Annotated in this window: 25 protein-coding genes; 10 read left to right on the top strand and 15 right to left on the bottom strand. The window is 62.2% G+C overall.

All coding sequences use genetic code 11. The annotated features are described in order from the left end of the window. The first annotated feature begins 808 nt into the window (after nucleotides 1–808). Nucleotides 809–1,297 (top strand): hypothetical protein, encoded by a 489-nt coding sequence (locus tag IVA87_RS05120; protein WP_247332900.1) that lies wholly within the window; start codon nucleotides 809–811, stop codon nucleotides 1,295–1,297. Nucleotides 1,298–1,475: 178 nt separating this feature from the next. Here IVA87_RS05120 and IVA87_RS05125 read toward each other — a convergent pair whose 3' ends face one another. From IVA87_RS05125 to IVA87_RS05135, 3 genes are read right to left on the bottom strand one after another with little or no spacing between them, the layout of a single operon-like run. Further along, a complete protein-coding gene (locus tag IVA87_RS05125) occupies nucleotides 1,476–2,336 on the bottom strand; it encodes a MaoC/PaaZ C-terminal domain-containing protein (protein ID WP_247332902.1) in 861 nt (286 codons plus the stop codon). 9 nt (nucleotides 2,337–2,345) lie between these two features. Further along, on the bottom strand, nucleotides 2,346–3,287 hold the full coding sequence (locus IVA87_RS05130; RefSeq protein ID WP_247332904.1) for a tripartite tricarboxylate transporter substrate binding protein: 942 nt from the start codon (nucleotides 3,285–3,287) through the stop codon (nucleotides 2,346–2,348). 29 nt (nucleotides 3,288–3,316) lie between these two features. Then, nucleotides 3,317–4,831, bottom strand: coding sequence for an acyl-CoA synthetase (locus IVA87_RS05135; RefSeq protein ID WP_346658339.1), 1,515 nt, complete (start codon nucleotides 4,829–4,831; stop codon nucleotides 3,317–3,319). 89 nt (nucleotides 4,832–4,920) lie between these two features. Between IVA87_RS05135 and IVA87_RS05140 the strand changes: the two genes are divergently transcribed. The 4 genes from IVA87_RS05140 to IVA87_RS05155 all read left to right on the top strand — a co-directional run bounded on the left by IVA87_RS05140 (nucleotide 4,921) and on the right by IVA87_RS05155 (nucleotide 8,176). Then, entirely contained in the window at nucleotides 4,921–6,081 is a 1,161-nt protein-coding gene (locus IVA87_RS05140; RefSeq protein WP_247332906.1) for a thiolase domain-containing protein, read from the top strand. Nucleotides 6,082–6,085: 4 nt separating this feature from the next. Then, entirely contained in the window at nucleotides 6,086–6,466 is a 381-nt protein-coding gene (locus IVA87_RS05145) for a zinc ribbon domain-containing protein (RefSeq protein ID WP_247332907.1), read from the top strand. A 19-nt stretch (nucleotides 6,467–6,485) separates the two neighbouring features. Further along, a complete protein-coding gene (locus IVA87_RS05150) occupies nucleotides 6,486–7,253 on the top strand; it encodes an SDR family oxidoreductase (RefSeq protein ID WP_247332908.1) in 768 nt (255 codons plus the stop codon). A gap of 71 nt (nucleotides 7,254–7,324) precedes the next feature. Next, nucleotides 7,325–8,176 carry a GntR family transcriptional regulator gene (locus tag IVA87_RS05155; protein WP_247332909.1) on the top strand — a complete coding sequence of 284 codons (852 nt, stop codon included), beginning with the start codon at nucleotides 7,325–7,327 and terminating at the stop codon, nucleotides 8,174–8,176. A gap of 26 nt (nucleotides 8,177–8,202) precedes the next feature. On the opposite strand, the gene IVA87_RS05160 is transcribed toward IVA87_RS05155, so the two are convergent. From IVA87_RS05160 to IVA87_RS05185, 6 genes are read right to left on the bottom strand one after another with little or no spacing between them, the layout of a single operon-like run. After that, a complete protein-coding gene (locus IVA87_RS05160) occupies nucleotides 8,203–8,658 on the bottom strand; it encodes a zinc ribbon domain-containing protein (RefSeq protein WP_247332910.1) in 456 nt (151 codons plus the stop codon). Then, nucleotides 8,655–9,851 carry an acetyl-CoA acetyltransferase gene (locus tag IVA87_RS05165; RefSeq protein WP_247332911.1) on the bottom strand — a complete coding sequence of 399 codons (1,197 nt, stop codon included), beginning with the start codon at nucleotides 9,849–9,851 and terminating at the stop codon, nucleotides 8,655–8,657. The genes IVA87_RS05160 and IVA87_RS05165 overlap by 4 nt, the downstream gene beginning before the upstream one ends. Further along, entirely contained in the window at nucleotides 9,848–11,185 is a 1,338-nt protein-coding gene (locus IVA87_RS05170) for a CoA transferase (RefSeq protein ID WP_247332912.1), read from the bottom strand. Before IVA87_RS05170 ends, IVA87_RS05165 begins: the two co-directional genes overlap by 4 nt. Continuing rightward, nucleotides 11,169–12,125, bottom strand: a complete 957-nt coding sequence (locus IVA87_RS05175) for a PDR/VanB family oxidoreductase (protein ID WP_247332913.1) — start codon at nucleotides 12,123–12,125, stop codon at nucleotides 11,169–11,171. The genes IVA87_RS05170 and IVA87_RS05175 overlap by 17 nt, the downstream gene beginning before the upstream one ends. Nucleotides 12,126–12,135: 10 nt before the next feature. Further along, nucleotides 12,136–13,455, bottom strand: coding sequence for a Rieske 2Fe-2S domain-containing protein (locus tag IVA87_RS05180; protein ID WP_247332915.1), 1,320 nt, complete (start codon nucleotides 13,453–13,455; stop codon nucleotides 12,136–12,138). A 24-nt stretch (nucleotides 13,456–13,479) separates the two neighbouring features. Further along, a complete protein-coding gene (locus IVA87_RS05185; protein ID WP_247332917.1) occupies nucleotides 13,480–13,803 on the bottom strand; it encodes a hypothetical protein in 324 nt (107 codons plus the stop codon). 180 nt (nucleotides 13,804–13,983) lie between these two features. Here IVA87_RS05185 and IVA87_RS05190 point away from each other — a divergent pair, with 180 nt between their 5' ends. Together IVA87_RS05190 and IVA87_RS05195 are read left to right on the top strand one after the other, a co-directional pair. Then, nucleotides 13,984–14,472 carry a MarR family transcriptional regulator gene (locus IVA87_RS05190; RefSeq protein WP_247332918.1) on the top strand — a complete coding sequence of 163 codons (489 nt, stop codon included), beginning with the start codon at nucleotides 13,984–13,986 and terminating at the stop codon, nucleotides 14,470–14,472. Nucleotides 14,473–14,601: 129 nt separating this feature from the next. Further along, the gene (locus IVA87_RS05195) at nucleotides 14,602–15,555 is read left to right on the top strand and encodes a tripartite tricarboxylate transporter substrate binding protein (protein ID WP_247332955.1); all 954 of its coding nucleotides are present in this window, start codon (nucleotides 14,602–14,604) and stop codon (nucleotides 15,553–15,555) included. Here IVA87_RS05195 and IVA87_RS05200 read toward each other — a convergent pair. The 5 genes from IVA87_RS05200 to IVA87_RS05220 all read right to left on the bottom strand — a co-directional run bounded on the left by IVA87_RS05200 (nucleotide 15,542) and on the right by IVA87_RS05220 (nucleotide 21,776). Further along, complete coding sequence (locus IVA87_RS05200; RefSeq protein ID WP_247332919.1) at nucleotides 15,542–16,534, bottom strand: tripartite tricarboxylate transporter substrate binding protein; 993 nt, start codon at nucleotides 16,532–16,534, stop codon at nucleotides 15,542–15,544. The two genes, IVA87_RS05195 and IVA87_RS05200, sit on opposite strands and share 14 nt — an antisense overlap. A gap of 65 nt (nucleotides 16,535–16,599) precedes the next feature. Continuing rightward, nucleotides 16,600–17,784, bottom strand: coding sequence for a CoA transferase (locus tag IVA87_RS05205; RefSeq protein ID WP_346657718.1), 1,185 nt, complete (start codon nucleotides 17,782–17,784; stop codon nucleotides 16,600–16,602). A gap of 24 nt (nucleotides 17,785–17,808) precedes the next feature. After that, on the bottom strand, nucleotides 17,809–20,031 hold the full coding sequence (locus IVA87_RS05210) for an acyl-CoA dehydrogenase (RefSeq protein WP_247332921.1): 2,223 nt from the start codon (nucleotides 20,029–20,031) through the stop codon (nucleotides 17,809–17,811). Nucleotides 20,032–20,040: 9 nt separating this feature from the next. After that, on the bottom strand, nucleotides 20,041–20,850 hold the full coding sequence (locus IVA87_RS05215) for an enoyl-CoA hydratase-related protein (RefSeq protein ID WP_247332922.1): 810 nt from the start codon (nucleotides 20,848–20,850) through the stop codon (nucleotides 20,041–20,043). Nucleotides 20,851–20,906: 56 nt separating this feature from the next. Next, nucleotides 20,907–21,776: a GntR family transcriptional regulator gene (locus IVA87_RS05220; RefSeq protein WP_247332923.1), complete on the bottom strand. Its 870-nt coding sequence runs from the start codon at nucleotides 21,774–21,776 to the stop codon at nucleotides 20,907–20,909. Between the two features lie 81 nt (nucleotides 21,777–21,857). Here IVA87_RS05220 and IVA87_RS05225 point away from each other — a divergent pair, with 81 nt between their 5' ends. Together IVA87_RS05225 and IVA87_RS05230 are read left to right on the top strand one after the other, a co-directional pair. Then, nucleotides 21,858–22,997, top strand: a complete 1,140-nt coding sequence (locus tag IVA87_RS05225; RefSeq protein ID WP_247332924.1) for an acyl-CoA dehydrogenase family protein — start codon at nucleotides 21,858–21,860, stop codon at nucleotides 22,995–22,997. A gap of 218 nt (nucleotides 22,998–23,215) precedes the next feature. Next, nucleotides 23,216–24,370, top strand: a complete 1,155-nt coding sequence (locus IVA87_RS05230) for a fatty acid--CoA ligase family protein (protein WP_247332926.1) — start codon at nucleotides 23,216–23,218, stop codon at nucleotides 24,368–24,370. Between the two features lie 267 nt (nucleotides 24,371–24,637). On the opposite strand, the gene IVA87_RS05235 is transcribed toward IVA87_RS05230, so the two are convergent. After that, nucleotides 24,638–25,390 carry a TetR/AcrR family transcriptional regulator gene (locus IVA87_RS05235; RefSeq protein WP_247332928.1) on the bottom strand — a complete coding sequence of 251 codons (753 nt, stop codon included), beginning with the start codon at nucleotides 25,388–25,390 and terminating at the stop codon, nucleotides 24,638–24,640. Nucleotides 25,391–25,511: 121 nt separating this feature from the next. Between IVA87_RS05235 and IVA87_RS05240 the strand changes: the two genes are divergently transcribed. Then, nucleotides 25,512–26,825: an FAD-dependent oxidoreductase gene (locus tag IVA87_RS05240; protein ID WP_247332930.1), complete on the top strand. Its 1,314-nt coding sequence runs from the start codon at nucleotides 25,512–25,514 to the stop codon at nucleotides 26,823–26,825. The last annotated feature ends 5 nt before the right edge of the window (nucleotides 26,826–26,830 follow it).

Here is a 26,830-nt window from a genome sequence, read left to right on the forward strand (position 1 = left end):
TCCATGACTCGATGGAAGCCACTGTGGACCCTTATCCCGGGGTCCCGATTGGATGCCGATCACCCCGAAAACGGGGTCCTTATTCCATGCCGAAACACAGCGGATCTCAGAACGGACAAGTAGCGTTTCCTTTAGTGAAGCCTAACGAACTAGACTAGCGTCACGTATGCAGCAATGGGGCTCGCGCTCAACAGCGAGTTCATCAACTGCCTAATGCAGCTGATCTGCACCCTCCAACGTGGGGTAAACTAAACGGCGAGAGCAGCCGTAGCAGCCGCTTGGTTCGGAAAAGCGGTTGGCAATGGCTTTCTGACGAGCCCGGAGAGCGGAGTCGGGTATCAAACGCGGAGAGATCGCGCGCCTCGTCGAGCCCCGGCTGGGACGCTACCAAGCAAGGTAGGCGAAGATGTCAGCTTCCACCGCCGACATTGCTTATCAGCACTCGCCAGCTTCCCTAGTTTTTAAAAGTTTGTCGTGCCCGTGCGCCACCGCAGGCCGACCCGCCCGCTGCGGAAAGGCTTGCTCACGTTGGCCGTCGCCAGATTTTTCTACATCTACCGGTGCACACGTCGTGCACACGCCACCGTCTAACCAATTGAGAAATTTGAACTCTCGCTCCAATCCATCATAGGGGCCACCGCGAAACGCCACCGCTCGCAACTCACTGTTTTGGTTGTTTTTTCTAACATATTCCGTTGAGATCGTTGCGCAATGCGTTGCGTATCGTTGTGAATTTGCCTACATCGCCGCGCATTCCTTGCCCGCTAGTATCACATTGTGACCCCGACAGGAGCCTTGTGATACCGAAATGGGAACGATGGTCGAGCGCCCCCGGAAGAAGGGCGGCAAATCCTATATGGCAAAGATCATCATCAAGCGCGAGGGCAAGGTGATCCATCGCGAGACAGAGACATTCGATGGCCGGCCGGCCGCCGCTGGCTGGATCGCCCGCCGCGAGGAGGAACTATCAAAACCCGGCGCGATCGAGCGCGCGAAGCTGGCGACGAGCGACCCGCCCTTGTCCGTCGTCATCGACCGGTACATTGACGAGAGCGAGAAGGAAATCGGTCGGACCAAGGCGCAGGTTCTGCGAGCGATCAAGAACTACGACATGGCAAATAAGAGGTGTTCGGAAATCACGAGCACCGACGTCGTAGCGCTTGCAAATGAACTGATAGTCAACGTCGCTCCGTCAACGGTTGGTAACTACCTTTCACGTTTGGGGGCAGTCTTTGCCGTGGCCAAGCCGGCATGGGCATGTCCGCTTGATCAGACCGCAATGAGGATGCCTTCGTAGTGGCGAGGCGTCTCGGTATTGCAGGAAAGAGCCGCGAGCGCGATCGACGTCCGTCCCTCGAAGAGCTCGACAAGATCCTCGAATCGTGAGGAGAACCCGACGCATGCTCCGACCGCACGTCGCGCGAACTACATCGGAATGACACGCAATAGCTGGACCCAATCAGTGCTTCCGACAATCATGATCGGGCTCTCACGAGGCATCGCCCGTTGTTGAGGACGATCACGTCGCGATCGGGGACGCGGCATCTGAACGACACGACATCGCCGTCAGTCCACATGTCGGTCACGATGCGATCGCCTGGATAGACCGGCGCGGAGAAGCGGGCATCGAACGACTTGATCCGCCCCGCGTCGCAGTCGCAGACGTCCCGCAATACGGCGCGGCAGGCAATCCCGTAAGTCGCGAGCCCGTGAAGAATCGGTCGTGCAAACCCCGCGCGGCGCGACGCCCTCGGATCGGCGTGAAGCGGGTTGCGATCTCCGTTCAGACGATAGAGCAGCGCCGCCTCCGGGCGCGTCTCGAACATATCGGTCTGGTCCGGCGCCCTGTCCGGCAACTGATGCGGCTCGGGGCCCGATCCTTGCGGTCCGCCGAATCCCCCGTCACCGCGCGCCAAGATCGTCATGAGGAACGTAAACAGTGGCGCATTGTCTGCTGCCGATCGCGCGGTCGTTTCGAGCAGCAATACGGCGCCCTTGGCGGCGCCCTTGTCATAGACGGCCGCGACGCGTGAATTCGCCAGCAGTTCGCCTGCGACCGGCAGCCGACGATGCAGGGTGAGCCGTTGCTCTCCATGCAGAACCTTGGTGAAGTCGACGCCGGTCTTGCGAATTATTCCGGTCGATGCGAGCACCACCGCCATCGTGGGAACCGCCTGCAGAGCGTCGCCTTCGTAGACGAACGGCAGTTCGCGCAGGTCGAGCGGATCGCGTCCCATGCCGACGCTGAGCGCGTACAACATCGTCTCGCGCTCCCCATACGCAAACCGCATGTCGGTGATTTCCAGCGCCTGGAGCGCCTCGAGGTTGATGGCCACCGGAATATCCTAGATGCTGATATTGAATTCGTGGATGACGGAGGCCCATCGCTTGACCTCATCGTCGACAAAGCCCGCAAAATCGGCGATGTCGCTCATATCCTCAAACCCGAGATCGAGCAGCCTGGAATTCACATCGGGCAGCGCGACGATTGCCCGCAATTCCCTGGCGAGCCGATCAGCAACGGGCTTGGGCACGGCCGCCGGTGCGAAGAAGCCGCTAAACCCGGTCAGGCCGAGCACGGGAAATCCTGCCTCGTCAAAAGTGGGTATATCGGCATAGCGCTTCATACGCGCCGGATTGGCGATCGCCAGCGCCCGCGCGTTCTCCGCCTGAGCCACTGCGCCGCCGACTGACACGAACGCACTGTCCACCTCGCCGGCGAGGATCGCAGTCAGCGCCGGCGCCTCACCGCGATACGGCACCTGGAGCAATTTGATGCCGGTGTTCTTCATCAGCACTTCGCCGATGATATGCGCGCTCGAACCAAGGCCGTAGGTTCCGTAACTCAGGGGTTTGGCGCTGGTGCGGGCCTTCTCGACGAATTCCCGCAATGTCGTAACGCCGAGCGTCTTTGGCACGATGAACGCGATCGGCAAGCGTCCGAGAGGCGCCAACGGCAACAGGTCGGACATCTTGTAGCTCGGTGACTTGTGCAGCGATACGTTCTGGACGATCGAGCTCATGGTGGAGAGGATGGTGTAGCCGTCGGGGTCCGCCCCCGCGACCGCGCTCGCAGCGATCATGCCGTTGGCGCCCGGCTTGTTTTCCACGATCACGGACTGGCCCAGGCGCGGCGCCAGCCGGTCGGCCACGACGCGCGTCAAGCCGTCCATCACGCCGCCCGGCGGCAGCGGAACGATGATCTTCAACAGCCGGCTGGGCCAGGCCGCTGTTTGTGCCAGCACAGGCGTCGCGGCGAGTGTTGCAACGCCGGCGGCGCCTCGCATGAGTGAACGTCGCGTAAGCATGGCCCCTCTCAGATTCGTGTTGAACGTCCGGCCCAGAACGGCTCGCGCAGCTTTCGCTTGAAGATCTTGCCGCTCTCTTCGCGCGGCAACGTGTCGTGGAAAACCACCTCGCGCGGCACCTTGAAGGCCGCCAGGCGTTCACGGACGAAATTCCTGACATCGTCTTCAGTCAGCACCGCGCCCGCGTCGCGTTGAACCGCCGCATAGATGCGCTCGCCGAACTCTGCATCGGGAATGCCGAAAACCGCACAGTCCTGGACGCCCGGACAGCTTTGAAGCGCCGCTTCGATTTCGGCAGGATAGATGTTCACCCCGCCAGAGATGATCATGTCCCGTTTGCGGTCGTTGAGGAACAGATAGCCGTCGGCGTCGAGGTAGCCGATATCGCCGCAGGTGATCAGGCCGTCGATTTCCACAGAACGGCGGTCATCATCGCGGCCGTGATAGTTGAAATCCGGATAGGCCGGCGAGCGTGCGTAGATCTCGCCGCTGACGCCCGGCGGCAGTTCGCGGCGCTGCTCGTCGAATATCTTGATCGTGCCGCCGGGAGCGACACGCCCCACCGTTCCGGGTCTGGTGAGCCAGTCTTGCGACGTGCAAATCGTGGCAACGCCGGTTTCGGAGCCGCCGTAGGTTTCGACGAGGACCGGTCCCCACCAGGCGATCATCGCCCGCTTGACGTCCGGCGGACACGGCGCGCCGGTGTGCAGCACCAGTTCAAGCGAGGACACATCGTATTTGCGCCGCACCTCTTCCGGAAGCTTGAGTAGCCGCACAAAGAACGTCGGCACCATCACCAGCGTCGTCAAACGGTGGCGGTCGATCTGGCGGAGCAGTTCTTCGGGATCGAAGCGCGGTGACAGCACAAGCGTGTCGGCCAGCGCCAGGCCTTGCCGCGCGAAGGCGTTGGGCGAGGCATGATAGAGCGGTCCGCCGACATATGCGCGCATTCCTTCACGGCATCCATAGACGACACGGAACAGATCGCGCATCGCGGCGGCGTGTTGCGGCGTTGCCGGTTCGCGCCGGACGCCCTTGGGCCGGCCCGTCGTTCCGGAGGTATAGATCCAGGACGCGCGCGGCGGCAGCGGCGGCCTGTCCCATTCCGGCTGTGCGTCCAGCCAGCGGTCCCAATCCTGATCGCCGTCCCGCACTGCGACGGGATTGCCAGCGTCTGCGCTCGACACGACGAGGATATCGCATGCTGCCGGAACGATCCGGCGCACCGGCTCAAGCAAGTCGGCGTGAACGACGAGCACCTTCGGCTTCGAGTCTCCCAACATATAGGTGATTTCGTCGGGGCTTGCGTGCCAGTTCAACGGCACCGCATAGGCACCGATGGCATTCGCGGCATGGGTCGCTTCGAGAAAGGCAAAATCGTTTCGCAGCAGCAGCGCCACGGCGTCATTTTCGCGAACGCCGAGCCTCGCAAGGCCGGCGGCGGCCCGGCGGCCGCGCGCCAGCAGTTCGGGCTTCGAGCGGGTGCGTTCACCGACGATGATCATCGCTGTTTCGTCGCTCACATTTCCTCCGTCCGCGGGTCTCCGCCCAACTTGACATCGGCATCAATATAATGGACTGACCATTAGATCAATAGACCAAGGAGCTACCCTTGAGCATTCGGGGCAAGGCCTGCATCGCCGGTATCTACGAGCACCCGACACGGAAGGCCGACGGGCTGTCGCTCGCCCAGATCCACGCCGAAGTCGCGCGCGGCGCGCTTGCCGACGCAGGCCTCAGCAAAGACGACGTGGACGGCTATTTCTGCGCCGGCGATGCGCCCGGGCTTGGTCCTATGAACATGGTCGAATACCTCAACCTCAAGCCGCGTCATGTCGATTCGACGGATACCGGCGGCTCCGCCTATGTTCTGGCGGTCGGCCATGCCGCGGCCGCGATCGCGCTCGGAAAATGCAGCGTCGCACTGATCACCTTGGCAGGCCGGCCCCGCGCCGCCGGCCAAAACCAGGTCCGTCCGGCAGCGGGCGCAACGGCAGATGCACCGTTCGAGGCACCCTTCAATCCCGTGATCGCGACGATGTACGGCGCAGCCGCTAATCGTCACATGCACGAGTTCGGAACCACATCGGAACAACTCGCCTGGATCAAGGTCGCGGCATCCCATCACGCTCAGCACAATCCACACGCCATGCTGCGGAACGTCGTGACAGTCGAGGACGTGCTGAATTCTCCGATGGTGGCCGATCCCCTGCATCGCCTCGACTGCTGTGTGATCAGCGACGGCGGTGGCGCGATCGTCCTCGTCGCCCCGCAAGTCGCGCGAAGCCTCAAAAGACCGGTCGTCAGCATTCGTGGGGCCGGCGAGGCAATCAAGCATTCCGCCGGTGGCAGGATTGATCTTACCTACAGCGGCGCCGTCTGGTCGGGACCGCGCGCATTTGAAGAGGCCGGCGTCCATCCATCAGATATCCAGTACGCCTCGATCTACGACAGCTTCACCATCACGGTGCTGATGACGCTGGAGGATCTCGGCTTCTGTGCCAAAGGCCAAGGCGGCCGCTTCGTGGCCGACGGAAATCTGATCTCGGGACATGGCAAGCTGCCCTTCAACACCGACGGCGGCGGCCTTTGCAACAACCATCCGGGCAATCGGGGCGGCATGACAAAAGTGCTCGAGGCTGTCCGTCAGTTGCGCGGCGAGGCCCATCCCGCCGTGCAGGTGCCCAACTGCGCGCTGGCCCTGGCGCATGGCACCGGCGGCTCGCTCGGAACACGCCATGGCAGTGCCACCGTCATTCTGGAAAGGCAGTAATTCCGTGTCGCAAAACCCTGCACCGTTCCCGAATCCCGAAATCCAGCCATATTTCGAGGCCCTTCGCGACGGGAAGCTGCTGATCAAAACGTGCACGCACTGCCGGCAACCGCATTTCTATCCTCGCGCAGGCTGCCCGTTCTGCTTTTCGGACGCGACCGAATGGCTGGAAAGCCGCGGCACCGGAACGATCTACGCCTACAGCGTGCTGCGCTCGGCCAAGGACCTGCCGGTTCTTGCCTATGTCACGCTCGACGAGGGCCCGACGCTGATGACATCAATAGTCGACAGTCCGGCGAGTGCCTTGTCGAATGGCGCAGCCGTCCGCCTGGTCGTTCGCCCAGGCGCTGACGGCATACTCGCGCCGATGTTCGCCCTGATCTGAAGCTTGAGGACGCAAAGCCATGCGCAACATCGTTTCCCTGGAAGGCAAGACTGTCGTCGTCACCGGTGCGGGCCAGGGCATCGGCCGAGCCACGATCAACCTGGCGCGAGAACTCGGCGCCAACGCGGTTGCCATCGACCTCAATCGCGACACGCTGTCGACCTACGACACGTCCGACCGCCAACTGATGACCATCACGGGCAGCGTGACGGATGAGGCGTTCGCAACGGATGCGGTCAAGAAGATCGTCGAGCGGTTCGGTGCGATCCATGGCCTGGTCAACAATGCCGGCATCACCCGGCCGGCGATGTCGGAGAAGATGACGCTTGCGCAATGGAATGCGGTCATCGAGGTGCATCTGACCGGAGCATTCCTGTGGACCCAGGCGGTGGGACGCACCATGCTGCAACGCGCAAAGGGCGGAGAGACCAACGTCGGCTCCATCGTCAATATCTCGTCCGATGCAGGGCGTGCCGGCGCGATGGGCCAGATCAACTATGCCGCCGCCAAGAGCGGCATGCTGGGGATGACGATGACCTCGGCCAAGGAATGGTCGAAGTTCGGGGTCCGGACCAATTCAGTCTGCTTCGGCGTGGTCGAAACGCCCATGACCGAAACCATCCGTGGCGACAAGTTCCGGGACGGGATACTGGCCCGCATTCCGATGGGGCGCTGGGCCCAGCCCGAAGAAGTGGTGCAGCCGGTATGTTTCCTGCTTTCGGACGCCGCCTCCTACATCACCGGCCAACACATCGCGGTCAACGGCGGTTTCCACATATCTATCTGATCCGCCAGCCGAAGCTCTTGCAAAGCGGCGGGTGCGGGCTGATGAACACCTGATAACCCCAGGGACGACTCATGCCGCAACAACGATCCAGGCCAGAGCCGCGTACCGGTCGAAAGACAGCGGATGGCGCGCCGGCGCCATCGGCTGGTGATCACGGGGATAGCCGATCTGCCGGAAAGCCCTTCCGTCCCATCAAGACCCGCCGGATCTTCGAGGAGATCTGCGATGCGATCCGCGACAAGCTCGTCAGCGGCGAACTGAAAGCCGGCGACCGGCTGCCGTCCGAGCGTGAGTTGTCCGAGATGCTCGATGTCAGCCGCACCGCATTGCGCGAAGCCATCCGCAGCCTCGAGATCGCCGGCATCGTCGAAATGCGAAAGGGCAGCCGGGGTGGCGCTTTCATCACCCGGAGCGGCGCCGGGCAGGTCACGCGGACGTTCCGTGACATGCTCGACTTCGGTCATGTGTCTCTGGCCACGTTGCTCGAAGCGAGGCTCATGGTGATGGACGCCGTGGTACGCGCCGCCTGCGAGCGCGCGAAGCCCGCGGACATCGAACGGCTAAGCAGGAATGTGGCCGAGACCGTCGAGTTGACGAGGCAAGGCCGTTACGAGGAGCGGACGTTGAAGGCCGTCGAGTTCAGCACTTTGCTGGCAAACTCGACCGGCAACCAAGTGCTGTCGGCGATTCTGGAAGCCATGGCATCCGTGATCCGCCGCTTTGTCCTGATCGCCGGACCGCCCGCCCATGACCCGGTAATCGCCTCCCGCCTGCGGCTGATCGAGCAGATCAAGGCCAAGGATACCAAGGGCGCTTGTGAGACGATGCGCAGCTATCTCACCAAATTGAACGAGCACCTGCTGAATACCGAGAAAGTCCGGCTGCGCGGCGACGCCCGCCGTCGCTCGCGCGCGCCGGCCTGACGTCGGTTGGCCTCACCTCACCGCCTTCATGCGCTGGTTTGCCAATGCAGCAATGAATATCGCGGCATGGAGTCATGGTGATGCTCGAAGACGCCCTCGACATCAGTACCGATGGCGATGGCTTGTAGGGGATCGCCGAGCAGATTCCCCACCATGCGCACATTTCCGGCATGCGGCAGCTCCACCAGGACAGCAAGGTAAGGTCCACGCCCGCGCAATGCGTCATGGGAAGGGCTCCAGACCCGCTCCCAACTGAAGATGCGGCCGCGCGGCTCGACCTCGGTCCATTCGACGTCGAACGAATGGCAGTGGTGGCAAAGCCACTCCGGCCCGAACTGCCACGTCGTGCAGTGCGGACAGCGCTGCACCAAGAGGCGGTTCTGTTGCAACCCCGCCCAATACGGCGCCGATAATCCATCGTTTTCGGGGACCGGAATCGGCAGTCCCTCGGGAAGATAGGCCGCGCGCGGAGTGTCGCTCATAGCGTTGCTCCGGAGCCGAGGAGAAGGTTGCTGGCCGGCGTCACCATCGGCCCGCCGATCACCATCGCCACGTCGTTGCGGTTGACCTGGTTGACCGATTGGCCACGGATCTGGCGCACCGCCTCGATCACCAGTTCGAAGCCGTGCATGTAGCATTCGGCGAGATTCCCGCCGCTGGTATTCAGCGGAAGCCGCCCGGAGGGCGCAATCAGATTGTCGAGCACAAGAAAATCGTTCGCCTCCTCGGGCTTGAAGAAGCCATGCTCGGCCAGCGCCATCACCACGCCACCGGTAAAATTCTCGTAGCTTTGAACCACGTCGACATCGGCAGGGCCGATTCCCGCCATGCGGTAAAGCGCCGGCGCGAGCGTTTCGAAACTGGCGCTGGCATATTGCGGTGAATTATACGGCATCGCTCCGCTGCGATATCCGGCGCCAGTGGCCGCCCCGAGGATGTAGGCGGGCTTGTTACGGAAATCGCCGGCCCGCTCCTCGGGCACGAGGATGATCGCCGCGGCGCCGTCATTCTCCATGCAGCAATCGAAAAGATGAAACGGCTCGGTAATCCAGCGCGAGGCGTCGTACTTTTCGGGATCGAGCGGCTTGCCGAACATCACCGCGCGGGGGTTCGACTGCGCATGATGGTACGAGGCCAGCGCAATCGCCCGCATGGCTTCCTGCCGAACGCCATGCTCATGCATGTAGCGCCGCACGCGCATCGCAAAGCGCTGCGGCGGCGCCAGCACCCCATACGGCATCAGATACGCCCTCTCGCCGGAGATGGTGCCGATATCGCCGGCTTGTCCAAAGCGTCCGTACTGCCCTTGCGCCAGCGAGCGGAACACCACGACGCAATCCGCAAGGCCAGCAACGATCGAAGCAGCGGCGTTGGCCACCGCCGCGCAGCAGCCCCCACCTCCCCCGCCGCATTGCATGGTGGTCGTGCTCAGCCGGCGTATGCCGAGCGCTGCCGCCAGGCGCGCCGCATCGCTGCGGTCGTCACTGTACGACGAGAACCCGTCGATCTCGCGCGGATCGAGCCCGGCATCGTTGCAGGCCGCCAGGATCGCCTTGAGGGCCAGCTTGAATTCGGGGTCGGGCGATGCGCCGTGGCGATAGTAATCCGTCTCGCCGATGCCGACCACGGCAACACGGCCCCGCAGCGTGCGTTCGCCTATTGCCCGCGCGGTCATGCCTTGACCGCCCGCGGGAGGGCGTCGGCACCAAAAGCGCCAGCCTCGGCCAGCCGCGCGAGGCGCGTTTCATCATAGCCAAGCAGATCGAGGAGCACCTGCCCGGTATGCTGGCCGACAGCGGGAGCGGCTACGGGATCGACGACCGGCGTTTGCGAATAGCGGATCGGCAGGCTGACGTTCGGTATCCACCCCACTTCATCATGAGGAATCCGCGTGACGATGCCGCGCTCGCGCGCTTCCGGAGAGCGGATCGCCTCGCCGACGGTCCGGACCTTGCCGCAAGGCACAGCCGCGGCGCGCATCTTCGACTGCCAGTGCGACCAGGGATGCTGCGCGAACGTTTCGCGGAGGATCGCAAACAGTTCATCGCGCCGGCGAATGCGATCGGCTCCGGTCGCATAGAGATCTGACGATGCAAGATCGGGACGATCGATCACCTGCGACATCAGGCGCTGGAAAATCTTGTCGTTGCCGCAGTTGATGTAGAAGGTGGAATCGGCGGCCTGAAAGACCCCCGAGGGGCAGGTGTCGGGACTGGTGTTGCCGTGGCGCTGCGGATCCGTTCCGGTGAACAACTGCTGCAGCGACGCATAGCCGGTCATCAGAACGGCAGTGTCGAACAGCGATACCTCGATGGCCTGACCCATGCCGGTGCGTTCGCGTGCGACAAGTGCGCCGAGAACGGCATTGCTGGCCATCATCGCCGTGCTGATATCCATGACCGGCGACAGTGCACGCACGCCCTCGCGGTCCGCGTAGCCGTTCATGGATACAAACCCGCTCTCGACCTGGGCGATGGGATCGAAGCCGAGCCGGTCTGAGAAAGGTCCTTCCCGGCCGTAGGCGGAGACCGAGCAATAGATGATCGATGGCGCGATCTGACGACAACTCTCGTAACTAAGCCCGAAGCGCTCCATGACCCCAGTGGAGAAATTCTCGACCACAACATCCGCCGTGCGGATCAGGTCCCGTGCGACCTCGACGCCCTCGGGCGATTTCAGATTGATCGCCACGCTTCGCTTGTTGCGATTGGTCCACAGGAACGGCGCACCATAGTTCAGCCTGGCATCAATTGGCGGGTAGCGCCGCAGGTCGTCGCCACGCACAGGGGCCTCGACTTTGATCACCTCGGCACCCATGTCGGCCAGGATCATCGTCGCGAACGGCCCTGCAATGAAATGCGAGAAGTCCACGACCCTGATCCCGGCAAGCGCCTTGGGCGCATCAGTTGTTCGGGGCGTGTGCTCCGGAAACTCCGCTTCGATCCGATCCAGCATCTTTCCATCCATATGGCTTTGTTTCGAGATGATCCGGTCAAAGATCGAGCACAAGCGTGCCGGACTTGGATCCCGAACAGCAGATCATAATGGTCTTGTTCGCCGCCCGCTCTTCCGGACTCAGGAACAGGTCGCGATGATCGGGGATTCCCTCGATCACCCGCGTTTCGCAGGTCCCGCAAACGCCTTCCGAACAGGCGTAATTGGCCATGACGCCGGCATCGATAACGGCATTTAGAATGGTCTTGCCCGGCTCGACCGCGATCGTGCGATTGCTGCGCGCCAGTCTGACCTCAAATCCGCCGTCGACGGCCGGCGCTTGTTTGGCCTGGAAATACTCGATGTGGACATGCCCCGCCGGACGGCCCGCGGTGACTTTCTCGAAGGCTTCCAGCATCGGCACCGGGCCGCAGCAATAGAGATGCGCGCTGGCGGGCGTATTTCCGACGATGGCGGCAAGATCGAGGGGCCGCCCGCCATGTTCATCGTCAAAGTGGAAATGGAGCTGTGCGTCAGAGCCGATGGCGCCGAGCTCGCCGAGAAATGCCGCAGCCCGCCGCGTCCTTGCCGCGTAGGACAATTTCCAGGGGCGGCCCAGCGCTTGCAGGCGCTGGATCATCGACACCAGCGGCGTGATGCCGACGCCGCCTGCGATCAGCAGCGAAGATTCCGCATCCTCATGCAGCGCAAAATTGTTTCGGGGCAAGGAGACCGCAACGATATCGCCGGCCTTTAAGGTGTCGTGGACGAAGCTCGAGCCGCCCCGCCCGGCAGCATCCTTGTTGACGGCTATGACGTAGCGATGCCGTTCACTCTGATCGTTCACGAGCGAATAGCTGCGGATCATGCCGTTCTTCAGATGCAGATCGATGTGGCTGCCGGCGGTGAAGGGTGCGAGGTCGCCTCCCGCCGGAAGCACCAGCTCATAGGAATTGATGGTCTCGGCTTCATAGCCGATGCGCTTCACTCGCAGTTCCTGCAGGTCGGTAGCCATATCGAAGCGCTCAAAGCTCGTAGCCGAAGTCCGCGCCGAGCTTCGCCCGCATGAAAGGCGCGCCGGAATCGATCCAGGAGTCCTCGGGCGGCAGCCGCAAGGACACCGCGCGGACCATGAACACGTCCGGATCGGCGACACCTTTCGGCCTGATGCCGTGGTCGCGATAGGCGCCGAGTGCTTCCAGAATGAACCGTCTGGTCATCGCGATGCCGGTATCGCTGGAGCATAAATTCTCTTTGGTGCGGTCGGCGATCGGCGACACCCCGCTCTGGCACGCGCCGTCCTGGACCCAAAGACCGGGAAGACCGGAAAACCATGTCGTCCGCTGTGCTTCGTAGTCGAATTGATATCCGTTCTGCGGATTGTACTTCGTCCAATAGTCGGCGTACGGCACCGTCACCGGCTGCTTGACCAGCGCGTGGCGGCTGGCGTGGCCGCTCTCCCGGCCCTTGTGCCCTTCCGCAAAGACCTCGCGCGTCTTGGCCAGCAGCGGCTGCGAGGGATGATAGGAGAACATGATGCAGAGCGTGTTCTCGTCGTCGATGGGCACCCATGCATGGCCGCTGAGATCGGGAAACGGCGATAGCGGCGGAACGAGCGTGTAGAACGGCAGCATGAACTGATTGACGCGCCAGTAGAGCGTATTGGCGTCGTAGTTCCGGCGTGCCGCAATGCTCATGCCGAAATCCTGCCTGACGCATTCGAAGGTCGGGCGGAGGTCGCGCTTCTGGATCCACGCGCTGGTGGTGCCCTGCGCGTCGAGACGGCCGTGAAGCAACGGCGCATGCGCGGAATCGATCTCGCCTTCGACGGCCTGCAGCCAGTTGCACTCCTGAACCCGCACCGAGATGTGAACCTGCTCCTCCGGGACAAGATTCCACTCGACATTCGGCAGCGGCGGAGGCGCGGCCTGATCCGGCCCCAGATAGGCCCAGATCATTCCGTTTCGCTCGCGGCAGGCATAGGCCTTGATGTGCACCCGTTCCTTGAGCCGGCTGCGGACCGGTTCGGCCGGCATGTCCATCACCGCGCCGGTCACGTCGAACTTCCAGCCGTGATAGACGCAGCGCAGGCCGCAATCCTCGTTGCGGGCGAAAACCATCGGCGCGCCCCGGTGCGGACAGGCCTGGTCGACCAGACCAACGCGGCCCTCGGTGTCGCGGAAAGCCACCAGATCCTCGCCAAGCAGTCGGATGCGCTTCGGCTGTCCATCGCGCGCCAGATCGGCGGACGGCAGAAACGGAATCCAATAGAGCCGGAACAACTCCCCCAGCGGAGTGCCCTTGCCGACTCTTACCAGCCGCTCGTTGTCCTCGTGCGAGAGCATGATTTTCTCCTCGATCGCTTTTTGTCAGGTTCGATTTTGGGTCGTTCTCGCATCCAGCAAGGCTATGACCCGATCAGACAATCCGAGATCGCGCGCCGTCCATAACGGGTCGGATGAAGCAAGCGGCTGCCGCGGAATCGGCGGCAGCTTTCCGGCCTCGACCAGCCTGACGATCATTTCGATCCGCCGACGCTCCAGATCCTTCAGCACGTCTTCAACGACGACCCCTTCCGCGGTGCACCCGGGAAGCTCCGGATAAGCGAGGCGAACGAGCCATTCTCCAGGCTCGGTCTCGACGGCTTCCGCCTCGAGCAGATACGGAATCGACAACAGAGCGCGCAGATCCAACGCAGGGCCTCCCCTGGGGCTCTCTTCTCCGAGCCGCCATTTAGTACGTATGCGTATCATATCGCCGTGGCGCTGGCAATCATCCGGATGCCCGCCGGCAACGCCATTCGCCGCGGTTGAGAGGCCACGGCCAAGCTGCTAACCGCTTGTTGCACTGGAGCAGTTGGGGAACGAAGCGCCATGTCAGTCAAAAAGGACGAAGCTGGAGATCCGGTAGCCACGCTGGCACATCAGTGGAGACTGGAAAGCGGCATCGGATTTCTGCTGCGCCTGCTCGAAGCCAAATATGACGGGCTCTACCAGAGCGTAACGCGGCAAACCGACATCACGCCCCGCCAGTTCGGCGTGCTGATGGCGTTGCTGCAGGAGGGGCCAATGACCGCATCGGCCCTTGCAGAACGCATCAGTTGCGACCGGAACACGCTGAGCGAAATGCTGAAGCGGATGACCGCGCGCAGGCTGATCTCCAAGAAGAGCCATCCCGGCGATCGCCGTTCCATCCAGGTCCAGATCACTGCCAAGGGCACCAGCGCGCTGATGGCCGTGGTTCCGGCCGCGGCTCGGCTGCAGGATCTCATGCTTGCTCCCTTGAGCCAGGACGACCGCGCTCATTTCCTGCGTTGCATGCTGGCGATCGCGAAGTCTCCCCCTCCCGAATCCGACACCTGAGGCCCGCAGCCGCTGCCAGACCGCCGCTTGCCCGGCCATGGTGGTTGAAATCCCCTGGCCGATACGATACGTATACGTACTAAAAATATTTCCGAGGCGCCATAGAGCGTCCGTCGAGGGGAGGTGCTGATGCGCGCGCTGGTTCTGTTGCTGTCGTTCCTATTCACAGCCCCTGTTCTGGCCGAGGGGTATCCGGAGCGTGCGATCCGGATGATCGTGCCCTATCCGGCAGGCGGCTCCACCGACATTCTCGCGCGGGCCATCCTGCAACCCCTCACGGAAATCCTTGGCAAACCGGTCATCATCGACAACAAATCGGGTGCGGGAGGCATCATCGGCACGACCGAAGCGGCTCGGGCAACGCCGGACGGATACACGATCGTATTCGGCAACCTCGGACCGAACGCGCTGAACGCGAGCCTCTACAAGAAGCTCGCCTACGATCCTATCCGCGATTTCGTGCCGATCTCGAAGGTTGTCGACGTGCCGTTCCTGCTGGTGACGGCGCCGTCGACCGGGATCAGCAGCGTCACCGATCTGATCGCACGCGGCAAGAAGGATCCCAACGCCCTCACCTATGCGTCGGTCGGGCAAGGATCGGCCTCTCATGTCACGGCGGAGTTGTTTCGCCGTCAGGCCGGCATTGAAATGCAGCATGTTCCGTATCGTGGGGGCGCACCGGCAACGAACGATACGCTGGCGGGCCAGGTTTCGGTCTACTTCATCACCCCGCTCGAAGGCATGGGTCAGGTCCAGGCCGGCATGCTCAAATCGCTCGGCATCAGCACGGCGGAGCGCTCGCCGCTGTTTCCGGACATGCCGAGCATCAACGAGGCGCTTCCCGGGTTTCAGGTGGTGGTGTGGTTTGGGATCCTCGCGCCTGCCGGCACCCCGCCAGAGATCGTGGCCAGGCTGAACGACGCGGTCACGCGCGCCGTCGCGACGCCGTCCGTGCAGGAGGCTCTCAAGAAGCTCGGCGTCGAACCGAAGAGTTCAACGCCGGCAGCTTTCGCGGCCACCATCCGTACCGATGTCGACAAGTGGGCGAAGGTAGTGAAGGAGGCCAACATCACTCTCGACTAGCATCGTCTCCGCTATCGGTCTTGACGTTGCGTTCCTCGATCACCTTGCGCCAGGACGGGATTTCGGCGGCGATCAGGGCGTGCAGTTCGGCAGGCGTGCTGGCCCTGGCCTCGACGCCATAGGAGAGAAAGCGATCCCGTATCTGCGGCATCGCCAAGACCGTGCCAAGCGCGGCGTTGAGCTTGGCCACGACGTCCGGCGGAGTGCCGGCAGGTGCCAGAATGCCGAACCACGTTTCGACCGAATAGCCCTTCAAGGCACTGCCGATGGAGGCCGCACCGGGAGCAACCGGCGAAGGACCTGGCGAGGAAACCCCGAGCAGCTTCACCTTGCCGGAGCGGATGTGCTCGTTCAGCGTATCGGAAGTGGTGGTGAGCAGAATGTCGACCTCGCCGGCAAAGATCGCAAGCGTCGTCGGCGCCTGGCCTCTGTATGGGACGTGGACCATTTGCAGACCTGCCTGATTGAGGAAGCGCTCGGTGCTCAGATGCCCGAGCGAGCCTGGTCCGGCGGAAGCATATAGCATCGGCTTGCTCTGCGCCTTGGCATAGGCAATCAGCCCGGCGACGTCGGTTACGGGCACTTTTTCGCTTGCCACCAGAACCAGCGGCGCCGTGGAGACCAGCGACACCGGCGCAAAGCTCTTCAGCGGATCGAAATCGATGCCTTTCTGCAGCAACGGCGCGATCGAAATCGGCCCATTGTTGGCAAACAGAAGCGTGTAGCCGTCGGCATCCGATCGAGCCGCTTCGTTGGAACCGGTTGTGCCGGCCGCACCGCCGCGATTGTCGATGACGATCGGCTGGCCGAGGATTTTTGTCATGGGCTCCTGCAGTGCACGCGCCATGATGTCGGTCGAACCGCCCGCGGGATATGGCACGATGAGCCGGATCGGACGCGACGGATAATTGTCCGCTGCGGCGGGCGCGACGAGGATCGCCGCTCCGAATATGAAAGCCAGAACACGTAGCACCTTCACGTCGATCCTCCCACGCTGTTATTGATTATCTTGCGTTAGAAAAATTCGCGGCTAACAGCATCGCATCACGGCGACGTCCCACCTTTTCCAAATGCGCCGGCGGCAGCGGCCTGTCCGATGTCATTTTTGGACAGGCCGAGCACGCGCGCGAGAATCTCGTCCCGGTGCTCGCCGACGGCGGGGATGTCGTGGCCGATTCCAGTCTGCGCGCCCGACATCCGCCACGGCGCGTTGACGCCCTTGAACTCGCCTGCGACGTCGGCGATCGGCGCGAATACGCCTCGGGCTGACAATTGCGGATCATCCAGCGTTTCCGCGGGATCGCGAAAGCGGGCGCTCGGAATGCCGGCGCGATCGAGCGCTGCCAGGCACTCATCTACGGAGTGCTGCATCGTCCACCGCTCGACGACCTGCATCATCGCGCTCCAGTTCGCGCCACGCGTCGCCACCGAGCCAAAACGAGGGTCGGACGAAAGCTCCGGTAGGCCCGTCAGGTCGCGAAGCGCCGCAAAATTGCGCGCCGACACCGGCGCGATCAGGACATCGCCGTCCTTGGCGCGCACGGGACCATAGGTCGGGCGTGCCACCGGCGCCGAGAACTGCGCTTCCTGCAGCTCATACACCAAAAGGTTCAGCATGCAGTCCATCAGAACGACATCGACATGCTGCCCCGCTCCCATACGCTCCCGTTGCACCATCGCGGTTTGAATCGCCGAGAAGCCGAAAACGCCACCGAGAATATCGGCAACGAACACCGCTCCCGCCGCCGGCCGGTCGCGATCGCCGGCATAGCGCATCAGCGCGCGGTCGAAGCCGCTCTCGGCATGAACGATCATTGCATAGGCTGGACGTTCCGATTGCGGACCGGTCTGGCCGTAACCGGATATAGAGCAATAGATCAAACGGGGATTGATCTTGCGAAGCGCCTCATATCCGAGACCCAGGCGCTCCATGACGCCGGGCCGGAAATTCTCAACCAGAATATCCGTGCTTTCGACCATGCGATGCACGAGCTTGATCGCCTCGGACGATTTGAGGTCCAGCGCGATGCTCTTCTTGCCGGCATTGAGCTGACCGAAATAGGCGCTTTGGCCGTCGCGAAGGGGCGCGCGCAGACGCATCTCTTCGCCTTCCGGCGGCTCGATCTTGATCACTTCGGCTCCGACATCCGCCAGCAACCGGGCGCAATAGGGTCCGGCGAGCATGATGGAGAAATCCAGCACGCGGACGCCCTCGAGTGGTGATTTCAATGATTGGCCCTGCATCATCGGTTCCTATCGAGGTAAACCAAGCGCACGCTGCGCAATCAAGCTGCGCTGAATTTCGTTCGTTCCGATGCTGATCACCCACATCAGGGAATGACGCAGGTTTTGCTCTAAGCGGCCGTTGTCTATGGCGCCCGGCATCTGTTCGGACAGCGCCGCGCGCATGCCGAGCATGTCGAGCGCGGCTTCGCCAAAGCGTTCCATCAGCTCGCTGGAAAAGACCTTGCTGATCGCGCCATATTCCGGCGGCGTGATGCCGTCGGCGGCAAGGTCGGCGCAATGCATCATCAGCAGGCGGCCGATCTCGATTTCGCAGGCGAACGCCGCCATGCGGTCCCGGACAATCGGATCTCCACTCAACTCCTGCCGGGCCACGACGTGCTGGCGCAGTTGTTCAAAGGCATGCGCAACTTTCAGCGCGATGCCGCCGCCGACCAGTCCGCGCTCGAAAGCAAGCGCTCCAGTCAGGACTTTCCAGCCTTCGTTTTCACCACCGACGAGGTTCTCCAGGGGCACGCGAACATCGTCGTAGAAAATGTTGGCGAACGTTCCATCGTACATGGTGGTTGCCGGCCGGATCGTGATCCCGGGCGTGTTCATTGGCACGATGAACATGCTGATGCCGGCATGGGGCCTCGCGTTCTTGTCGGTTCGCGCCGCCAGGAACATGTATTTTCCCCACCAGGTCGTGGTCCAGATCTTCTGGCCGTTAATGACCCAATGGTCGCCGTCGCGGACTGCGCTGGTCCGCAGCGCCGCGAGGTCGGATCCTGCCTGCGGCTCGCTGTAACCCATCCCATGCATGGCCTCGCCGCGGAGAATTTCCGGCAAATATTTCTTCTGTTGCTCGGGCGTTCCGAACATCATCAAGGCGTTGGCCTGGATCGACGCGCCGATGCGCGGAGCCTCGTTTTGCTCCATGGTCTCCATGAAGGCGATTTGCTCTAGCGGCGAACGCGCCTGGCCGCCGAACTCCTGGGGCCAGCCGAGCCCAATCCAGCCGGTGCTTCCCATATCGGCAGCAAACTCAGCGTCGAACTCGCGCTTTGCGAACGGTTTGGCGTCAAACGCGGCCTTTCTGCCGCCCGCCCAGTTTCGCGCAAGCCACCGCCTGACATGTTCGCGCAGTTCGTTCCCGGCGGGACCAAGATCATATTGCGGCATCCCTGCACCGCCATTGTCGAACAGATGGGCAGCGAGGCTTCGTCTGGCATGGGCCGCGCCGCCAAGGGCTATGGTGTCCAAATGCACGCGCTTGAAGTGCAGAGGCGCTTCGTGCTCTTCGGCGTAGCCGATGGCACCGAATGTGTGCTGCGTCTCCAGCGAAACGCGTCGCAAAGAAGGGCCCGCGAACGCCATGGCGCAATCGGAGAAATACGCCCAGTCGTGGTCGCTCTCGTCCCGCAGCTTTGCCGCGTGGTGCAGAACGAGGCGAACGCCCTCGAGGTCGATGAAGCAGTTGGCTAGCTTGTGCTGGATCGCCTGAAACCGCCCGATCGGTTGGCCGAACTGCTGCCGCTCCCTGGCATAGGCCACGGCTAGCTCGAACGCACGACGCGCGGCACCATGGGCGCGGGCCAGTAGCGCCAGACGGGCGATCGATCGTAGGTCGCTCAAGCTGATGTCAGCAGCAGGAACAAGTTTTGCGGGCGCGGCATCGAGCGTCAGTTCCCAATTGCCCCAGGTACCCATCGCGCGCGTCGGCATGCGATTAACGCCGGGAGCCCGAAGGTCGACGAGCGCAAGCTGTGTCTCGTCCACTGGCGCGAGCAGGTGCGTAGCGCTACCCGCCGCCTCGACGAACCGAAGCAATCCCGTTGCCGCCTCGCCATGAAGCGTGATCGAGCCGATACCGGGATCGGAATCGAACGCAGCGAAGGAAAAGACAATACGCGCCGCGCCCACGTGAAGCGCTTTTCGCAACTCACCTGTACCGGGAGAGGCATGCGACAACGCGAGATTGGCCAGCACGGCAGACCACATCGGAGCTGGGCACGCCGCGCGGCCGAGTTCTTCCATCGCCGCCAGGATCTCGCGAAGGCCGCCCTCCCCCGGATCGGCGCCCAGAACCGCGACACCTTGCCGGGCCAGCTTGTCCCATATGTTGGTGATCGCGTCCGGCGATGCACCATCCTTCATGCAGTCGGCGCGCCAATGCGCTTCGAGAAACCCGCGCAAGGAATCGCGAAGCATGCCCGCAACGTTGTCGCTTTCGATGCCGGAGGCCGCCATCGCGAGAGCCTACGCCTGACCGAACCTCGGCTTGCGCTTCTCCTTGAAGGACATGGTTGCCTCCTTGTGATCCGCTGTCTCGAACGTGACCTGCTCTAGCGCCATTGACGCCTCAAGCAGCATGTTCACGCGATCCTTCACGATCTGGTTGATCGACAGCTTGGTCCAGCGGATCGCCCAGGTTGGGCCGTTCGCCAGTTCAATGGCGATCTCCCGCGCCTTGCCCAGCACGTCAGCACGAGGAACCACATGATTGACCAGGCCAATCCGTTCGGCTTCCCTGCCCTTGAGCAGCGTGCCGCGGATCAAGAACTCCTTGGCCTTGTTGATGCCGACCAGCAACGGCCAGATCACGGTGCCGCCGTCTCCGGCAACCAGCCCGACGCGCGAGACGTGCGTGTCCCCAATGCGCGCATCCTCGGACATGACCGTGATGTCGCATAGCAGCGCATGGGTCGCAGCGAGCCCGATTGCATCGCCATTGATCGCCGCAATGATGGGCTTGTCGAGCTCGAGCTGCCGGGTAACGCCGCGGCGGCTGATCATGGGATCATGCACCTCGCCTTCCTCGAGGACATCCCCGCCGGGGCGCTCCGACATCGCCTTGACGTCGCCTCCGACGCTGAAGAAATCGCCGGCACCGGTCAGCACCACGACGCTAACGGCATGGTCATCGGCTAGGTCGTCCCAGATCGTCCGCAGCTCGCGGATCAGCTTCTGATTGATCGCATTGCGCGACTGCGGCCGGTTCAGGGTCACCGTCGCCACCTTCTCCGACACGTCGACCTTGAGGCATTCATATTTCGCGTAGTTCGACACTTTGTTCCTCCCGTTGTTGTCGTGGTTTGAGCTCAGGCCGCTGGCTCCAAGCCCGGCTAGCGGCGCATGCCCGGCTGGACCTCAGCCAGCGCGACATGCAGCGACATCGCGCCTGGGTCCTGCTCGAGCATTCGCTGAACAGCTTCGAGATGCGCGCGCATCAAGCGGCGCGCCGATGAGGTGTTTCGTTCGGCTATGGCGGAGAGCAATTGCCGCCGCCGCTCAGCCAGCCGGCTCATCGCAACGCCGCTCGAGGCCACCTTGGCGTAGACAAAGCGCATGTGAATTTCTGTCACGGCATCCATGATCATTGCGATGACCTTGTTTCCAGTCGAAGCCGCCAGCAGCTTGTAGAATTCGCGGGAGCATTCGACCCGATCGAGCAGCCTCCCTTCCTTGGTCGCAAGCTCGGTTCGCCGGATGTTGGCCTCCAGCGCCTCGAGATCGGACTGACGTGCATGGTCGCACGCAAGACCGACGACGAGGTCGAGCACGTGGACACGCGCCTCGGACAACTCCCGGACCGAAATCGTGCCGAGGCTCAGCATGTCCCGCATGACGTCGTTCATGCGGCTGGTGTCGCCCTCCTGGATGAAGGCACCGCCTTTGACGCCCTTTAGCAATCGAAGCACGCCGGCCATCTCGAGGCTGCGCAACGCCTCCCTCAGGACATTCCGGCTCACACCGAGCTGCTGAGCGAGATCGCGCTCCGGAGGCAGCTTGTCGCCGGGCTTCAGCAACCCGAGCGCCAGCTGCTCGCGAATGCGTTCGCAGATCTCCTCGAACGCCCGCCTCGTATGGATCGGCCGGAACCTGGGGGCCGGCGCGGGACTTGCCGTCGCCCGATGTTCGGCCGGGCGCTCCCGCCTGCCGGACGAAATATTGCGTGAATGCGCACCGGCGCGGGGGCTTGACTTGGTGTCCATGTGGTGAATTATTAAATGGATCACCCATTCAATGGAAGCCCTTTTTCGCTTTCACTCAAAAATGTCCACCAACGAGGGTCCATGAGCTTTTCCGAGGAGCAGATCGCCTTCCGCGACACCGTCCGCAAAATGGCCGAGAAGCATGTGGCGCCGATCGCCGCCGAAATCGACGAGACCGACCGCTTTCCGACCGAGCTCGTGAAGCTGTTCGGCGAAATGGGGTTGATGCAGCTCTGGGTGCCGGAGCAATATGGCGGCCCAAATGGCAATCTCACCATGGCCTGCATCGCGCGCGAGGAGATCTCGAGAATATCTCCGGCCTGTGCTTCGATTGCCTGCCTGAACACGATGTTCATTATGCCGCTGCTCCATTTCGGTTCGGAGGAACAGCGAAAAAAGTACCTGCCGATCATCGCCAAGGGCGGTGTCGTCACGGCAATTGCCATTTCCGAGCCGCAGGCCGGCTCAGACGTCACCGCGATCGCAACGCGCGCCCGGAAAGATGGTGATTGCTATATCCTAGATGGCCGCAAGCAGTGGTGCAGTTATGGAGTGGTCGCCGACTACATCGTGGTGATGGCACGGACCAGCGACAGTCCGGGCGCCGACGGCATAAGCGCCTTCATTGTCGAACCGAAGAAGATGGCGGGGATCTCTTTTGGCCGTCATGAGCGCAAGATGGGATTCCGGGGCGCGCCGAACACTCCGATCTTCTTCGACAATGTGCGTGTACCGCTGGAAAATCTGGTCGGGGAAGAAGGCAAGGGCTTTCGAGCCTCGATGCGCGCCCTCGATCTCAATCGGCCGACCATTGGAGCCCAGTCTGTCGGACTGGCTCAGGGCGCACTCGACGCCTGCGTCGCCTACGCGAAAGAGCGCAAGCAGTTCAAAAAATCGATCTCGGAATTCCAAGGCGTGCAATTCATACTCGCGGACATGGCGATGCAAATCGAGGCGGCGCGCGCGCTGGTATATGAGTGCGCACGAGCCGGCGACGCGAGTGATTGGAAGCGCCTGAATGTTCTCGCCAGCATGGCTAAGTGTGTGGCTAGCGACATGGCCATGAAGGTGACAACGGATGCGGTGCAGATCTTTGGGGGATACGGCTACACCATGGATTATCCCGTCGAGCGCATGATGCGCGACGCAAAGCTAACTCAGATATTTGAGGGCACGAACCAGATTCAGCGGGTCGTCATCGCCCGAGAGTTGCTCATTTAGCCAAACGCAGCCCTGATCCGGAACGCGCCACACCTTCCCTCGACTTCGCCTCCGGCACGCAGATGTGGCGCGAACCAAGCTGTTGCGCAACCTCGCGGGAAAGTGCCCGCCAGGCGGAGCGCCGCAGCACTGAAGACGCTCACCGTCCCCTTCATGAACACCACGCGGCGGGAAATAAGCCGGCCTCCGCCGCGTCCAGGTGCCGCAGCGTTTGAGCGATGGCGGACAAGTCCTGGTGCCGATCCATCCGCGAGTTGTGGGCTGGCGCGCCGGACGACGAGCCGAACGTCGCGCTCGAACTCGACGATCTGATGAACATCAGCTACAGCTCCGGCACGACGGGGCTGCCAAAGGGCGTCGCCTATTCTCATCGCGCTCGTCAGAATATGGGCATGACTTACGCCATTGGTATGAATTACGGCTCGACGGCGCGCACCCTTCTCACCACGCCAATCTACTCGAATGGCAGCTGGATCACACTGTGGCCTGCCCTGATGACAGGCGGCGAGATCGTGATCATGCCGTCCTTCTCAACGAAGGACTGCCTCGATTTGATTCAAGAGCGTAAGATAACGCACGTTTTTATGGTGCCCACCCAGTACATTCGTCTGCTGGATGAACCTGCGCTGCATCGGGCGGACCTCAGCAGCCTCAAGATGTGCCTGACGGCGGGCTCGACGATGACAGTAGATGTCAAACGCAAGATAACATCTGCGTTCGGGCCCCGGCTTTATGAGCTGTACGGCTTCTCGGAAGGCGGAGCCACGATTATTTCGCCGGAAGAAATGGTTGATCGTCCGTCATCGGTCGGGCGACCAAACCCAGGCTATGATGTTCGCATTCTGGGCGGCAACGATCGAGAAGTCGCGCGAGACGAGACCGGAGAGGTCGCGTTCTACGGCGGGTGGATGATGCGCGGATACTACAATAATGATGCGCAGACCGAGTCCATAGTCTGGCGCGACGAAAAAGGACGATCGTTCATTCGCTCCGGCGACATGGGCAAGCTCGACGACGAGGGCTATCTCTATATCGTCGGACGCAAGAAGGATATGATCATCTCGGGCGGGTTCAATATATACCCGGCCGACATCGAAGAGGCGCTGAGCGCGCACCCCGATGTTCTGGAAGCGACCGTCATCGGAGTGCCCCACCCGGTCTGGGGAGAAACGCCCATCGGCTTCGCTATCGTAAAACGCGAGAGCAAGCTCGAGGTTGGCTCACTTCAAGAATGGGCAAACGAACGACTGGCAAAAACGCAGAGGCTCTCGGCAGTCGTATTTCTAGACGAATTTCCGCGAAACGCGCTCGGTAAGGTGGTCAAGCGCGATCTCCAGAGCCATCCGTCCCTGCCGGACGTCAAAAGCTCATAGGCACCCTAGCTGAACCATGCCGAAAGGCCCTCTAGCGTGGCAAGCTGGGGCTTGATGAAGCCCCGCATTGCCGGTGCTGTAATCGACTCCCGAAGGCGTAGCGTAAGCTAAGACACTGTTTGGATCACTTCCACTTGGGTCGAGACGAAGTTCTTCGCCGAATCGGAGTACCGGGACATCACCTCCGAAGGTCTACTCAGGGCCAGTTCGTTCAAAGGGCTTACCCGGAAATAACAACGAATCGCGATCCCTCGAAGTCATCGCCAATCATGGCGCGGCGCGCAGGGCCTTGGGCGCGGCTTGGCCCGCGATCCCATACAGGAATTGATCGACGACCAAATCCGCAAACTCACCCGGGCCAATGCCGCCATTCGGATCGTACCAGGTGTGGCTAAAGTTAAGTGTTCCGAACAGCATCATCGCGTAGACCTTCCTGGTCCGTTTGACGATCTTGCCTTGATTGTCGAGCTTCAGCAGTAGCCCCGAGACAAGATCGACAATCCGGCGCTCGAGAGACTTGATAGTCTGCTGGTCGGCTTCGCTTAGGAAGGTCAGATCGTTAAGAATCAGGCGCTGCTCCTGCGGCGAGCGCGCATTAAGATCAACGATGGCATGGATCGCAGCGCGGAACTGATCAAGCGTGGATGCATGCTTTGCGATCCCAGCTTCGACATCGGCGATCATCCGGCGGACATGCTCGTCCAAGATGGCGAAGAGGATCGCCTCCTTCGAGTCGAAATAGTGATATAGCGCGCCGCGCGAGAGCTTGCATGCATCGGCGAGGTCGGCGATCGAAGCTCGCATATAGCCTTGGCTCGCAAACAGGCCGCAGGCCGCAGATAGAATTCCGCGTTGGATGTCGTCGTAATTCTCGGAGCGCGTTCGCGCCATTGACCGTCTCTCACATTCCGAGCGTGCCGTCGCAATCCGACGGCTTCCGCTCTCTATACTACCGACACGCTCGCATCGTCCCGTGTTGGCCACCGCCGTCCACCAGAACTCTTCGGCCTGACCGCCCAAATTTGATCTGGATCAAAAAAATAATTTGAACGGCCGGTCGGATTATAATATGTTGAACCTCAACACAGCAAGGACATAGGGGCACGCGGGGCCAACCCGGCGGCATCCAGGGAGGCAGTTCGTGGACGCGCAGAAGGTCGATGCTGTCGTGATCGGGGCCGGAGCCGGTGGTCTGTGCGCCGCGGCGCGGCTGGCCTATGGCGGGCTGCACACACTTGTCGTCGACGACAAAAGCCGGCTCGGCGGACGCGCCTCGACGGAAGAGATCGACGGCTTCAAGGTCAATATCGGCGCGATCGCGATTGAGTTCGGCGGCGTGTTCGAGGAGACCTTTCGCACCGTCGGCGCGCCCCTCAACATCCGAGCGCCGGAGCCTGCGAGCTCCTTCTTCATCGACGGCAAGCTAATCGACGTCGGCCGGGGCGGCTGGTCACTACTGCTCGGGCAACTCACGAAGCAGGCCTCCCGCATCCTAGAGAGGTTCGCCGATGCCCGATCCGGCAACCTCCCAGACGGTCGGGAATCGACCGAGGATTGGCTCAGAGCCTACACCAACAACGCCACGGTCCACGCGCTCTTTCGCAATCTTTGCGCTGCGATTTTCGCCTGCAACGCCGCCGAGCTGCCGGCCCGCGCCTTCCTCACCTATTTCACCAGCAAGGGTGCCTTCAAGAAATTCGGCTTCTGCCCGGATGGAACGATCGGCGTTTGGACCAGTCTTGCTGATGCCATCAAGCGAAACGGCGACGTTTGGCTCGAAACACCGGCCACCGAAATCCACACGATCGATGGCCGTGTTATCGGCGTCGCAGTCCAGAGGAATGGCGCGCCGGTACGCATTGAGACCGACCTCGTCATCAGCAATGCCGGACCGAAAGCCACCGTCGCGCTGGCCGGCGAAGCGGCCTTCCCTGCCGGCTACGTCGCAAAAGTCCGAAACGACTTGCGGCCCGCCGCCAATATCGTGATCAACATCGCGAGCCGCGAGCCGCTGGTGAACCATCCCGGCATCGTCACCTTCGGCAAGACGCGACGGCTCTGCAACATGGCAAACCTATCGGCCACTTGCCCGGAGCTCGCACCGGCCGGTTGGCACCTCTATGTCGCCTATGCCGTACCAGTCCCCGCGCTAGGCGATTTCGATTCGAATGCCGAAGTGGAGCTCGCCCTCGCTGATCTGCGCGAGCAGTTCGGCAATTTCGATCGAGCAAGAATCCTCTCGATCCGCGTCATGCGGGACGATTGGCCAGCCCAGCGGAGCTGCGCCGGCTACGATTTGCCGCGGGAGACCGGCATCGCAGGTCTCTGGTGCGTTGGTGACGCCGTCAAGCAATATGGCAATGGCGGCACACAGGCCTGCGCCGAAACCGCCAAAATCGTGACCGATGCGATCTTGTCCGCGCGCCCTCGCCTGCCGCAGTCGAGCCGGATCTGACCGCG

Origin of the sequence: Bradyrhizobium sp. 147 (assembly GCF_023073935.1) — a bacterium.
Taxonomy (GTDB): Bacteria; Pseudomonadota; Alphaproteobacteria; order Rhizobiales; family Xanthobacteraceae; genus Bradyrhizobium.